Origin of the sequence: Brevundimonas sp. 374, assembly GCF_900102995.1 — a bacterium.
GTDB lineage: Bacteria > Pseudomonadota > Alphaproteobacteria > Caulobacterales > Caulobacteraceae > Brevundimonas > Brevundimonas vesicularis_C.
Genome location: NZ_FNKT01000006.1, coordinates 59739 through 71956 on the forward strand (window position 1 = coordinate 59739; position 12218 = coordinate 71956).

The 12218-nt window shown below is 67.1% G+C and carries 13 protein-coding genes; 3 read left to right on the plus strand and 10 right to left on the minus strand.

Annotated elements, in window-relative coordinates:
• Positions 1–27 precede the first annotated feature (27 nt).
• On the minus strand, positions 28–1860 hold the full coding sequence (gene typA, locus BLR19_RS13190) for a translational GTPase TypA (protein WP_055755091.1): 1833 nt from the start codon (positions 1858–1860) through the stop codon (positions 28–30).
• 233 nt (positions 1861–2093) lie between these two features.
• On the opposite strand from typA, the gene BLR19_RS13195 reads away from it, so the two are divergent.
• On the plus strand, positions 2094–2399 hold the full coding sequence (locus BLR19_RS13195; RefSeq protein ID WP_176758353.1) for a UrcA family protein: 306 nt from the start codon (positions 2094–2096) through the stop codon (positions 2397–2399).
• Here BLR19_RS13195 and BLR19_RS13200 read toward each other — a convergent pair.
• The 5 genes from BLR19_RS13200 to BLR19_RS13220 form a co-directional block, all read right to left on the minus strand.
• A complete protein-coding gene (locus tag BLR19_RS13200; RefSeq protein ID WP_091751921.1) occupies positions 2396–2893 on the minus strand; it encodes a GNAT family N-acetyltransferase in 498 nt (165 codons plus the stop codon). The genes BLR19_RS13195 and BLR19_RS13200 overlap by 4 nt on opposite strands.
• Positions 2893–3327 (minus strand): DUF1178 family protein, encoded by a 435-nt coding sequence (locus BLR19_RS13205; RefSeq protein WP_091751924.1) that lies wholly within the window; start codon positions 3325–3327, stop codon positions 2893–2895. Before BLR19_RS13205 ends, BLR19_RS13200 begins: the two co-directional genes overlap by 1 nt.
• Positions 3328–3333: 6 nt before the next feature.
• Entirely contained in the window at positions 3334–4173 is an 840-nt protein-coding gene (locus tag BLR19_RS13210) for a carbon-nitrogen hydrolase family protein (RefSeq protein WP_091751927.1), read from the minus strand.
• A 3-nt stretch (positions 4174–4176) separates the two neighbouring features.
• Positions 4177–4434, minus strand: a complete 258-nt coding sequence (gene grxC, locus BLR19_RS13215; RefSeq protein ID WP_055755096.1) for a glutaredoxin 3 — start codon at positions 4432–4434, stop codon at positions 4177–4179.
• A gap of 72 nt (positions 4435–4506) precedes the next feature.
• Complete coding sequence (locus BLR19_RS13220; RefSeq protein ID WP_091751930.1) at positions 4507–5301, minus strand: ComF family protein; 795 nt, start codon at positions 5299–5301, stop codon at positions 4507–4509.
• On the opposite strand from BLR19_RS13220, the gene BLR19_RS13225 reads away from it, so the two are divergent.
• On the plus strand, positions 5300–6202 hold the full coding sequence (locus BLR19_RS13225; RefSeq protein WP_091751932.1) for a class I SAM-dependent methyltransferase: 903 nt from the start codon (positions 5300–5302) through the stop codon (positions 6200–6202). The two genes, BLR19_RS13220 and BLR19_RS13225, sit on opposite strands and share 2 nt — an antisense overlap.
• Here BLR19_RS13225 and BLR19_RS13230 read toward each other — a convergent pair.
• From BLR19_RS13230 to BLR19_RS13245, 4 genes are read right to left on the minus strand one after another with little or no spacing between them, the layout of a single operon-like run.
• Complete coding sequence (locus tag BLR19_RS13230) at positions 6199–6387, minus strand: Flp family type IVb pilin (RefSeq protein ID WP_091751936.1); 189 nt, start codon at positions 6385–6387, stop codon at positions 6199–6201. The two genes, BLR19_RS13225 and BLR19_RS13230, sit on opposite strands and share 4 nt — an antisense overlap.
• Positions 6388–6412: 25 nt before the next feature.
• On the minus strand, positions 6413–6826 hold the full coding sequence (locus BLR19_RS13235; RefSeq protein WP_091751939.1) for a (deoxy)nucleoside triphosphate pyrophosphohydrolase: 414 nt from the start codon (positions 6824–6826) through the stop codon (positions 6413–6415).
• Positions 6823–8217 (minus strand): bifunctional glutamate N-acetyltransferase/amino-acid acetyltransferase ArgJ, encoded by a 1395-nt coding sequence (gene argJ / locus BLR19_RS13240; RefSeq protein WP_091751942.1) that lies wholly within the window; start codon positions 8215–8217, stop codon positions 6823–6825. Before argJ ends, BLR19_RS13235 begins: the two co-directional genes overlap by 4 nt.
• A 1-nt stretch (position 8218) precedes the next feature.
• On the minus strand, positions 8219–9124 hold the full coding sequence (locus BLR19_RS13245; protein ID WP_255366669.1) for a peptidylprolyl isomerase: 906 nt from the start codon (positions 9122–9124) through the stop codon (positions 8219–8221).
• Positions 9125–9368: 244 nt separating this feature from the next.
• On the opposite strand from BLR19_RS13245, the gene secA reads away from it, so the two are divergent.
• Positions 9369–12218, plus strand: coding sequence for a preprotein translocase subunit SecA (secA, locus tag BLR19_RS13250; protein ID WP_091751948.1), 2850 nt, complete (start codon positions 9369–9371; stop codon positions 12216–12218).

Sequence of the window (12218 nt, forward strand, 5' to 3'; positions counted from 1 at the left end):
CACCGCACGTCAGTCAGGGATTGCTGACTACTCCGGGCGAACGCGCTTCTTGCGGAACGACGGGTTCAGCGTCTGCTTGCGCAGGCGGATGGACTTGGGCGTCACTTCAACCAGTTCATCGTCGTCGATATAGGCGATGGCCTGTTCCAGCGACATCTGGCGCGGCGGCGTCAGGCGAACGGCCTCGTCCTTGCCGGAGGCGCGGACGTTGGTCAGCTGCTTGCCCTTGATCGGGTTGACGTCCAGGTCGTCCCAGCGCGCGTTCTCGCCGATGATCATGCCCTGATAGGTCTTTTCGCCGGCGCCGACGAACATGATGCCGCGGTCTTCCAGGTTCCACAGGGCGAAGGCGGCGGTTTCACCGTCAGAGTTCGAGATCAAAACGCCCTTCAGACGACCGGCGATCGCGCCCTTGTGCGGCTCATAGTGGCTGAACACGCGGTTCAGCACGCCCGAACCGCGCGTGTCGGTCAGGAACTCGCCCTGATAGCCGATCAGCGAACGCGACGGCGCCTTCAGGCTGATGCGGGTCTTGCCGGCGCCCGACGGGCCCATGTCGGTCATTTCGGCTTTACGGGCCGACAGCTTCTCGATGACGATGCCCGAGAACTCGTCGTCGACGTCGATCATGACGTCTTCGATCGGCTCCAGCTTCTCGCCGTTCTCGCCGGTCTGGAACACCACGCGCGGACGCGAGATCGAAACCTCGAAGCCTTCGCGGCGCATGTTCTCAATCAGAACGCCCAGCTGCAGTTCGCCACGGCCGGCGACTTCATAGGCGTCGCCGCCTTCGGTCGTGGTGACGCGGATGGCGACGTTGGCCTCGGCTTCCTTCAGCAGGCGATCACGGATGACGCGCGACTGGACCTTGTCGCCTTCGCGACCGGCCAGGGGGCTGTCGTTGACCGAGACGGTCATGGAGATGGTGGGCGGATCGATCGGCTGGGCGGGCAGCGGCTCGGTGACTTCCATCGCGCACAGGGTGTCGGCCACGGTCGCCTTGGACATGCCGGCGATGGCGACGATGTCGCCCGCTTCCGAACCCTCGTCCAGGGCCTGACGCTTCAGGCCGCGGAAGGCCAGCACCTTGGTGATGCGGCCGCGTTCGATTTCCTTGCCTTCACGGTCCAGAGCGTGGATCGCCATGCCGGGAACGGCCTTGCCGCTCTCGATGCGGCCGGTCAGCAGACGGCCCAGGAACGGATCGCTTTCGATCAGCACGTCCAGCATGCGGAAGGGCTTGTCGCGGTTGGCCTGGACGGCGGGCGGCGGGACGTGATCGACGATCAGGTCGAACAGCGGGGCCAGATTGTCGTTGGGCTGGTTCAAGTCCAGCGTCGCCCAGCCGTTGCGGCCCGAGGCGTAGATGTGCGGGAAGTCCAGCTGCTCGTCCGTCGCGCCGATGGCGGCGAACAGGTCGAAGGTCTCGTTGTGGACGCGGTCCGGATCGGCGTGGGCGCGGTCGACCTTGTTGATGCACAGGATCGGGCGCAGGCCCATCTTCAGCGCCTTGGTCAGCACGAACTTGGTCTGGGGCATGACGCCCTCTTCGGCGTCGACCAGGATGACGCAGCCGTCCACCATGCCCAGGATGCGCTCGACCTCGCCGCCGAAGTCGGCGTGGCCGGGGGTGTCGATGATGTTGATGCGGGTTTCACCCGCCTTGCCGTTCCAGAGCACCGAGGTGCACTTGGCCAGGATGGTGATGCCGCGCTCTTTTTCCTGGTCGTTGGAGTCCATCGCGCGCTCGGTCTGCGCCTCGTTGGCTCGGAAGACGCCGGATTGGGCGAGCAGTTGGTCCACCAGGGTCGTCTTGCCGTGGTCGACGTGGGCGATGATGGCGACGTTGCGCAGGTTCATTTGAGTATCGCGAAAAGGCGCGGCCGGCATACGGGCGGCCGCTGGTCATGAAAAGGCATGCGGGAGGCGCGCGCCTCTTACAGGCATGTGGACAGAAAGACCAGAGCGGGCGTTCGCCGCGCTGATCGCCGCCTTACTGATATTTCATCCCCGACGCCGCATCCGACGCCGCTGACGGACGCCTCTTTCCCCCGACGGGCCTGACACAGGCCCATTTCGAAGGGGAAATGACGATGGGTTTGATGATTGCAGCGGCGCTAGCCGCCGCCTTGGCCGCGGGCCAGGCGCCGGACATGCATGTGGATGCCGAGCGGCTGAACATGGCCCGACCCGGCGAGGCCATGATCCTGGCCGGCCGCATCCGCGCCGCCAGCCGTGACTGGTGCGCCGTCCATCGCGCCGTCCTGACACCCGACAGCCTTGGCGACGCCAGCGTCTGCGAGCGTGAAATGAGACGCCGGGCCTATGTCGCCCTGCCCCGTCCTCAACGCATCCATTTCGTGCGCGCGGGCGGCCAGACCGCGCTGAATCGGCGCTAGAGCGGTCGCAGCATATAGCGGGCGTCGGCGCCGTAGCTGGCCAGTTTGGCCGCCATGGCCTCGGCGGGTTGCTCGACGAAACCGTGTCGAGACCAGAAGCCGACAGCGTCATTGACGGCGACCAGGGCGATGGCGGGCCAACCGTCTTCCGTCGCCTGTTCGGCCAGTCGCTCGACGATGGCGCCGGTCACGCCCCCGCCCCGCGCCTCGGGGTGCAGGGCCAGATCGTGCAGATAGATCAAATCCGGCTGAGCCGGCAGGCCCTCGATCACCGTGTTCAGCGGCGGCGCGCTCTCGGCCTTCCACGGATAGGCGATCAGATAGCCCCGCGCGGCGCCGTCGCCCTCCCCCAGCACGAAACAGCCGCGCGGATAAAGCGCCAGTCGGTTTTCGAAACAGGCGCGATCCTCGAAATGGTCGGGAAACGACAGCCGCGCCACCTCCACCACCGCATCGATGTCCGTAGGCCGCATGGGCCGCCATTGCAGGGTCATCAGTTCACCTTGGACGGGTCTGGCGGCGCGTCAGGCAGGGCGGAAACCGGAACACCGTCGTCCTTCAGCTTCCTGACCTCGGCGGGCGTGGCCTCGCCATAGATTTCGCGCTTCTCGGATCGGCCCTCGTGGATGTCGCGCGCCTCGCGGGCGAAGGCGTCGCCGACATAGTCAAAGTTGGCCTCGACATGGGCGCGGACCTCGCGGGCGGCAGCCATCATCATCGTCTGCATCTTGGCGGCGACGTCAGAGGCGGGATCGGCCTTGCGGGCGCCGCTGACGGCCGGAGCCATGATCGCCTTGTCGACCGCGTGCGAACCGCAGAACGGGCATTCCACCAGCCCCCGCGCCGCCTGATCGTCATAGTCGGTCGAGGAGCCGAACCAGGCTTCGAAGGCGTGGGCCTGGTCGCATTTCAGGGCGTAGCGGATCATGGGGCGTTAAACAGCGGGCAGGAAATCGCGATCGTGGGTCAGGCTGGGCACGGCGGCGCGCGCCCTGGCCACGGCCTCCATGTCCAGTTTCGCACGCACGATGCAAGGTTCGTCGTGATCCGCCTTGGCGATGATCTCGCCCCACGGGCCGACGACGGTCGATCGCCCCCAGGTGCGGCGACCGTCGTCGTGCAGTCCGCCCTGCGCCGGCGCCAGGATGAACGCCCCCGTCTCGATGGCGCGGGCGCGCAACAGGGTTTCCCAGTGCGCCTCCCCGGTCGGGGCGGTGAAGGCGGCCGGGACGGCGATCATCGACGCCCCGGCCTTGGCCAGCTGGCGATGCAGGTGGGGAAAGCGGATGTCGTAGCAGATGGTCAGACCCAGCCGGCCCCAGGGCGTATCCGCCACCGCCGCCCCGTCGCCGGGCCGCACCGTCGCGCTTTCGCGATAGGTCTCGCCATTGGGCAGGTTCACGTCGAAGACGTGCAGCTTGTCGTATCGGGCCACGATCCCGCCCGACCCATCGATCAGCAGCGACCGATTGGCGGCGCGGCCGTCTCCCGCCTGGCCAGACCGGACGATGGCCGAACCGATCAGCAGCCAGACGCCTAGTTCCGCCGCCAGACGACGCAGGCCCAGCACGACGACGTCCTCGTCCTCGGTCGTGATCGCCGCATCGCGCCGGTCTCGGCGCTGCTCCAGGACATTGGTCCCCTCGGGCGTCAGGATGAACTTCGCTCCGCCCGACGCCGCCTCGCGGATCAGCGGCTCGACATGGGCCAGCGCCGCTCGCGCCGTCGCCGGCGTGCGCGTCTGGATCAGGGCGATGTCGAGCCCGCTGCTCATGGATCAGGCGGCCAGAAGTCCGTCCAGCTTGCCGTCGCGATCCAGCGCGTGGATGTCGTCGGAACCGCCGACGTGCTGGCCGTCGATGAAGATCTGCGGGAAGGTCATGCGGCCGCCTGACTTCTCGACCATCTCGGCCTTCTTGTCGGGATCGTTGGAGGCGACGATCTCAGTGTAGTCCACGCCCTTCTTTTTCAGCAGCGACATGGCGCTGAAGCAGTAGGGGCAGCCAGGCTTGGTGTAGATGACGACGTCGGCCAAGTTCAGATCTCCAATATAAAATTCAGCGCCCTCAAGCAGCGACCCGCCGCGCGGCGAGTGATAGGGCGCTCTTCACATAGTCAGTTCACGGGCGTTTCGCACCCGCGCGATGACGGCGAGATCGACGGCGCGCGCTCCGGCGTCGATCAGGGCGCGCGCGCAGGCCTCTCCGGTCGCGCCCGTGGTCAACACATCGTCGATCAGAAGGATGCGTCGCCCCCGGATCCGACGCCGGCCCGCCTCGGTCACGGCGAAGGCCTGCTTGACGTTCAGCCGCCGCCCGCGCTGGCTCTTGCCGCCCTGGCTGGTCGTGTGGGTCGTGCGGACCAGCGCGTCGGGCAAATAGTCGCGGCCGGCGTGCCGGGCCAGCGGCCGGGCGATCTCGGCCGCTTGGTTGAACCGTCGCGACAACAGGCGAAACCGATGCAGCGGCACGGGCAGGATCACGTCCGCGTCTTCGACCAGGTCGGCGGCGGCGCGCCCGATCCAGCGCGCGAACAGGGGCGCGAACTGTTGCTGATCGCCGTGCTTGAACCTCAGGATCAGACTGCGCGACGCCTCATCATACAGGCAGGCCGCCCGCGCCCTCTCGAAGGCGTAGGGCTTGGCGATACAGGCGGCGCAGCGATCCTCGGCGAAGGCGCCGCCGTCAAAGTCGAAGGCCGCCCCGCAGCCGTCGCAGACCGGCGCTTCCAGAAATTTGATCCGGCTCCAGGCGTCGGGCGTCAGGCCGGCCGCAGCCGTCGCCTCTCGGCTGTCGTGCGCCATCGGCGGCAGGATCAGGTCGGCCAGTCCCCGCCCCGCTCCGCGCAAGTGACGGCCCGCCCCTTCCCAGGCGCGCCGCCAGCCCCCATCCTGTGCGTCCATGACCGCCCCCCAGTCCCCTTCCGACGGCCCCCCGCGCATCTTCGACGCCGTTCGACGTCAGGCGCGGTTGGCGCGGTCCGCCGCCCGGTTCCCCCAGGCCGACTTCCTGCACGCCCGCGCCGCCGCCAACGCCGCCGAGAGCCTGGAAGCCATACTGCGCGATTTTCCCGTTGCGGTCGATCTGTCCGCCCATCCAGGCGTGTTCGATGCGGCGGTCCGGTCCAGCGACGCCGCCGGCCGCGTCGGTCCTATCCAGACGCCCGTCTCCCTGGCCCAGCGCGCAGCGCCGGGTGCGGACGCGCTGCCGCTGGCCGACGCCTCGACCGATCTGATCGTCTCCCTTTTGACCCTTCACTGGGCCAATGATCTGCCGGGCGCCTTGGCCCAGATCCGGCGCGCGTTGAAACCGGACGGCCTGTTCATCGGCACGCTGTTCGGCGCGGGCACCCTGAAAGAGCTACGCGCCGTCCTGACCGAGGTCGAACTGGAGGAGCGCGGCGGCGCCCAGGCGCGTGTCTCGCCCTTCGCTGACGGCTATGACGGGGCGGCCCTGTTGCAGCGCGCCGGGTTCGCCCTGCCGGTGTCGGACGTGGACCGCTTCACCGTCCGCTACACCGACCTGTTCGCCTTGATCCGCGACCTGCGCGCCATGGGCGAGACCAATGTGCTGAACGGACCTGTTCGGCCGCTAAGCCGCCGCATCGTGGCGCGCGCCGCCGCCCTCTATGCCGAGCGATACGGTCTCGACGACGGCCGCATCCCGGCGACGTTCGAGATCATCCATCTGGCCGGCTGGAAACCTCACGACAGCCAGCAGAAACCTCTGCCGCGCGGCTCGGCCAAGACGCGGCTGGCCGATGCCCTGGGCGTCAAGGAAATGACGGGCGAAGAGCCGGGCTAGCTGATCGCGGCCTGTATGGCGGCGCTCAGCTTGTTCACCGTTGCGCCCAGGCCGCCGTTCTGGCTGTTCGCCAAGGCGCTGATCGAGGTCACGATCGCCAGGAAGATCAGGGCGCAGAGCAGCCCGTATTCAATGGCTGTGGCCCCGCTCTCATTGCGCAGGAACCGGCCGATAAGACGTCGCATGGCCGGCCTCCCTGGTCGGCGGTGGTCAGAGCAGGTCGCGCAACCAGGCGACCAGAGGTTCGTCCGCCGGCGGCATGGGATAGTCCGAAAGCTTGCTCGGCTTCACCCAGGCGAGGCCGTCGTGTTCACGCGCCGTGACCACGCCGTCCCACCGTCGGCACAGATACAATGGCATCAACAGGTGAAACGAATCGTAAGCGTGACTGGCGAAAACGAACGGCGACAGACAGTTTTCGCTAACGTCGATCCCCAGCTCTTCCTTCAGCTCGCGGATCAGCGCCTGTTCCGGCCGCTCTCCAGGCTCGACCTTGCCGCCCGGAAACTCCCACAGCCCCGCCAGCTTCTTGCCTTCAGGACGCTTGGCGATCAGCACCCGCCCATCCACATCGATCAGGGCGACGGCGACGACCAGGACGGTGGGAAGCGACGCAGCGGTCACGAGCGATAGTCGCCGTTGATCTCGATGTAGCCCTTGGTCAGATCGCAGGTCCACACGGTCGCCGACGCCCGTCCCGAACCCACATCGACGGTGATGTCGATCTCGGGGTTCTTCATATAGGCGGTCATCTTGGCCTCGTCGTAGGTCGGGGACGGGGCGCCGTCGATGGCGGCCTGGTGCGGACCGAACTTGATGGCCAGGCGGTCGCGGTCGACCGGCTCCTCGGTCTTGCCCACCGCCATGACGACCCGGCCCCAGTTGGCGTCCTGACCGGCGATGGCGGTCTTGACCAAGGGGCTGTCGGCGATGGACTTGGCCAGCTTGCGGGCCGAGGCGGGCGAGGCGGCGCCGTCCACCGTCACCTTGACGAACTTGGTCGCGCCTTCGCCGTCGCGCACCAGCTGGTGCGCCAGATCCAGCATCACCTTGTCCAGGGCGGCCGAGAAGCTCTTCAGGCGGCGATCGCCGACCCGCCCGATGCGCGGCGCGCCCGAGGTGCCGGTGGCGAACAGCAGGGCCGTGTCGTTGGTCGAGGTGTCGCCATCCACCGTCACGCTGTTGAAGGTGGTGCGCACGTGCAGGCCCAACAGCGCCTGCAGCACGTTCGGATGGATGTCCGCATCGGTGACGATGAAGGCCAGCATGGTCGCCATGTCCGGCGCGATCATGCCCGATCCCTTGGCGATGCCGGCGATCCGGACCTTGTAGCCCTCGATCTCGGCCTCGGCGTAGGAGCCCTTGGGGAAGGTGTCGGTGGTCATGATGCCGCGACCGGCCCGGGCCCAGGCGTCCGCCTCCAGTCCGTTCTCGATCTCGGGCAGTTTGGCGACGATCTTCTTGTCGTCCAGCACCACGCCGATCACGCCGGTCGAGGCCAGCATGACGTCGCGCTGACGACAGCCGAACCGTTTGGCGACCTCCGAGGCCGTGCGCCGCGCCGCGTCCGCGCCGGCCTTGCCGGTGAAGGCGTTGGCGCATCCGGCGTTGATCACCAGGGCGCGCACATCCTTGCCGCCCTCGGCCCCGGCCAGGTGTTTCTTGCACCAGTCCACGGGCGCCGAGCCGATCTTGTGGCGGGTGAAGACCCCGGCGCAGCTGGTCCCGCGCGCGAAGCGGAACACCACCAGGTCGTCGCGCTCATGTTTGTAGAAGCCGGCGCGCGCGGTCGCGATCTCGACCCCGCCAATCGGCGGAATGGTCGGAAACGGCACGGCTAAGGGCGAGATGGCCAGACCCGGCTTGCCAGCGGCGGCCGGCGCAGGCGAGGCGGCTGGCGCCACATCCGATCCCGGCGTGCGGGTGGCGCGCTTTAGCGCCGTAGCGAACGGGTCCAGCGCCTTTTCGAACGCATGCTCGATCTTCTGGCCGGTCGTGGAGGGAGGCTTGGTCATGTCAGGCGCCCGGAGGAGCGGAAGGGGCGGAAGGAGTGGGCGATGCGGGCGGCGTCTGCGCGGGCAAGAGGACATCCACCTTGGCCTTGCCGCGCAGTTGTTCCAGCAACTGTCGCACGCCCTCATAGGTCAGATAGCGCACGATCTGCGGTCGGGCCTGTTCCAGCGTCGGCGGGTTTTCCTTGCGCCGGTCCTCGACCCTCAGAACGGCCCAGCCGCCCTCGGTCTGGAAGGGCCCGACGGTCGCACCGGCCGGCTTGTCGCGCAGGGCGTCGGCATAGGCTTGGGGCATCACCTCCAGCGTCGAATACCCCAGATCGCCGCCGGAGAACCGCGTCGCCTCGTCGACCGACCGCTCCGCCGCCACCGCTTCGAAGCCGGCGCCCTGGCCCAGAATGCCGATCACGGCGTCCGCCTCGGGCTTGGTGCGCGACAGGATCAGCCGCACGCGGATCTCTTCCGAGGTCTTCGCCAGTCGCAGCTGCTCATTGTACAGGGTCTGCACCGCCTGGTCCGACACGGCCTTGTTGACCACGCTCTCGACCAGCATGTCGCCCAGGATGCGCTCGCGCGTCGCTTCCAGTCGCCGCTGCGCCAGGGGCGAGGAGTCCAGCCGCCGCCGCTGCGCCTCTCCGGCCAGCAGCTTTTGGTCGATCACCTCGTCCAGCACCCGGCGGAAGAGGTCCGACGTCGTGTCCAGCGCCTCGTCCTCGCCGATCAAACCTTGGGCAACCGCCTCGCGCTTCACGTCCGAGGCCCAGATGGTCTCGTCCTGCACCGTGGCCACGGCCTGGTCTCCCTGTTCGGGCGGCCGGTTGTCGCCGCCACGCGAACAGGCGGCGGTCGAAAGCGCCGCCGTCAGCAAGGCCGCCGTAAGAATGCGTGAAGATCGCCGGAAGGGGGTCAAGGGGGCGCTCCGTCGAAGGCGGCCGAAAGCCCCTCGCGTTGACAGGGGTTAGGCCGGTGCTTAAGTCCCGCCTGCGCCCAAGTCGAGGGGTTTTGATCGTCTGCGCGGCCCTTCGCGCGCGCCTGATGCGGCGCTCCGGGGCTGCGGTCGGTCAGGGCCTCTCTCACGGCGTCCGTATCGCCGCCCCTCACGGGATTTCAGAGCCGCTCAGCTCGCAGACGCTCGACCGCTTACCGGATCCAATATGCTCGGCTTCGCCAAGAAACTTTTCGGCTCTTCCAACGACCGCAAGGTCAAGGCCTTCCAGGACCACGCCCAGCGCATCAATGCGCTGGAGCCCAAGTTCGCCGCCCTGTCCGACGACGAACTGCGGATGATGACCGACGCCTTCCGCGATCGGCTGGCGAACGGCGAAACCCTGGACAAGATCCTGCCCGAAGCCTTTGCGGTCGTGCGCGAAGCCTCCAAGCGCGTGCTGGGCCAGCGTCAGTACGACGTTCAGCTGGCCGGCGGCATGATCCTGCATGAAGGCGGCATCGCCGAAATGCGGACCGGCGAAGGCAAGACCCTGGTCGCCGTGGCGCCGGTCTATCTGAACGCCCTGCCCGGCAAGGGCGTGCACGTCATCACCGTCAACGATTACCTGGCCCGCCGCGACGCCGAGACGATGGGCAAGGTCTATCGCTTCCTGGGCCTCGAGGTCGGCGTCATCGTCAACGGCCTCAGCCAGGGCCAGCGCCAGCAGGCCTACAACGCCGACGTCACCTACGGCACCAACAACGAGTTCGGCTTCGACTATCTGCGCGACAATCTGGTTTATGACCGGCGCGAGATGGTGCAGCGTCCGCACAACTTCGCCATCGTCGACGAGGTCGACTCCATCCTGATCGACGAGGCGCGCACGCCTCTGATCATCTCGGGCCCGACCGAGGACCGTTCGGATCTCTACAAGATCCTCGACGGCCTGATCAAAGAGCTGATCAAGGACAAGGACACCTTCGAGCTCGACGAGAAGCAGAAGCAGGTCCTGCTGACCGAGCTGGGCTCCGAGCGGATGGAAGAAGCCCTGGAGGCCGGCGGTCACTTCGCCGCCGACACCACGGGCCTGTACGACGCTGCCAACATCAGCCTGGTTCACCACGCCAACCAGGCCCTGCGGGCCAACACCCTGTATCAGCGCGACAAGGACTATATCATCAAGGGCGGCGAGATCGTCCTGATCGACGAGTTCACCGGCCGCATGATGACTGGCCGCCGCCTGTCCGAAGGCCTGCACCAGGCCATTGAGGCCAAGGAAGACGTCAAGATCCAGCCCGAGAACCAGACCTTGGCTTCGGTGACGATCCAGAACTACTTCCGCCTGTACGAAAAGCTGTCGGGCATGACCGGCACGGCCGCGACCGAGGCCCAGGAATTCGGCGACATCTACAAGATGGACGTGCTGGAAGTGCCGACCAACCGGCCGATCCAGCGCAAGGACTACGACGACGAGGTCTATCGGACCCACGCCGAGAAGAACCAGGCCATCGCGCGCCAGATCGCCGAATGCCACCTCGCCGGTCAGCCGATCCTGGTCGGCACCGTGTCGATCGAGCGTTCGGAACAGCTGTCGGACCTGCTGAGCCGCTTCGAATACAAGGTCGAGACCTCGCGCACGCTGAAGCCGGAATATGCGGGCAAGGCCAAGGAAGCCGAGAAGATCGGCGACGCCGCCTATGACATCACCTACGAGACCAAGCTACGTGGCATTCCGCACAGCGTCCTGAACGCGCGCCAGCACGAGCAAGAAGCCTATATCGTCGCCGACGCCGGCCTGCCCGGCGTGGTGACCATCGCTACCAACATGGCCGGCCGCGGCACCGACATTCAGCTCGGGGGCAACCTCGAGATGAAGATGCAGAAGTGGCTGCTGGAACAACGCAACATGGCCGTCGAGGTCACACCGGAAATGGAAGCGGCCAAGGAGGCCGAGTTCAAGGCCGAGATCGCCGTCCAGAAGAAGATTGCGTTGGAGGCCGGCGGCCTGTTCGTCCTGGGCACCGAGCGCCACGAGAGCCGCCGCATCGACAACCAGCTGCGCGGCCGCACCGGCCGTCAGGGCGACCCCGGCACCTCGAAATTCTATCTGTCCTGCGAGGACGACCTGCTGCGCATCTTCGCCGGCGACCGCCTCGACTCGATCATGAAGACCTTCGGCGTGGCGGAGGGCGAGGCCATCACCCACCCCTGGCTGAACCGCGCCATCGAGACCGCCCAGAAGCGCGTCGAGACCCGCAACTACGACATCCGCAAGAACCTGCTGAAATACGACGACGTCGTGAACGACCAGCGCAAGGCCGTGTTCGAACAGCGTCAGGAGTTCATGGACTCCGAGGATCTGTCCGAACTGGTCGGCGACTTCCGCCGCGACGTCGTGTCGGACCTGGTCGAACGCTATATGCCGCCCAAGGCGTATGCCGAGCAGTGGGACATCGACGGCCTGGATGAGAAGGTCCGCTCGACCCTGGGGCTGGAGCTGCCGCTGCACGACTGGGCCGCAGAGGAAGGCGTGTCGAACGAGGAGATCGAGGAGCGGCTGCTGGCCGCCGCCGACGCCCGCGCCGCCGAACGCCTGGAACAGATCGGCGCCGACCAGACGCGCGGTCTGGAAAAGCAGTTCATGCTGCAGATGATCGACATGCAGTGGCGCGAGCACCTGGTCCATCTGGACCACCTGCGCGGCGTCATCGGCCTGCGCGGCTATGGGCAGCGCGACCCTCTGAACGAATACAAGACCGAAGCCTTCTCGCTGTTCGAGAACCTGCTCTACGATCTGCGCCACAACGTCACCCGTTGGCTGATGACGGTCGAGTTCCGCTTCCAGGCCCCGCCCGAACTGCCCGAGTTCCAGGAAATCCACCTGAACCCCGGCACCGGCGAGAACGAGATGGCTGATCCGTCGGCCCAGAACCCCGAAGGCACGCTGATCGGCGACGACCGCTCGAAGCTGCCCGTTGAGGCCCTGCCGCCCGGCTGGGAAATGACCGGCCGCAACTCTCCCTGCCCCTGCGGCTCGGGCCGCAAGTTCAAACACTGCCACGGGGCTCTCGTTTAA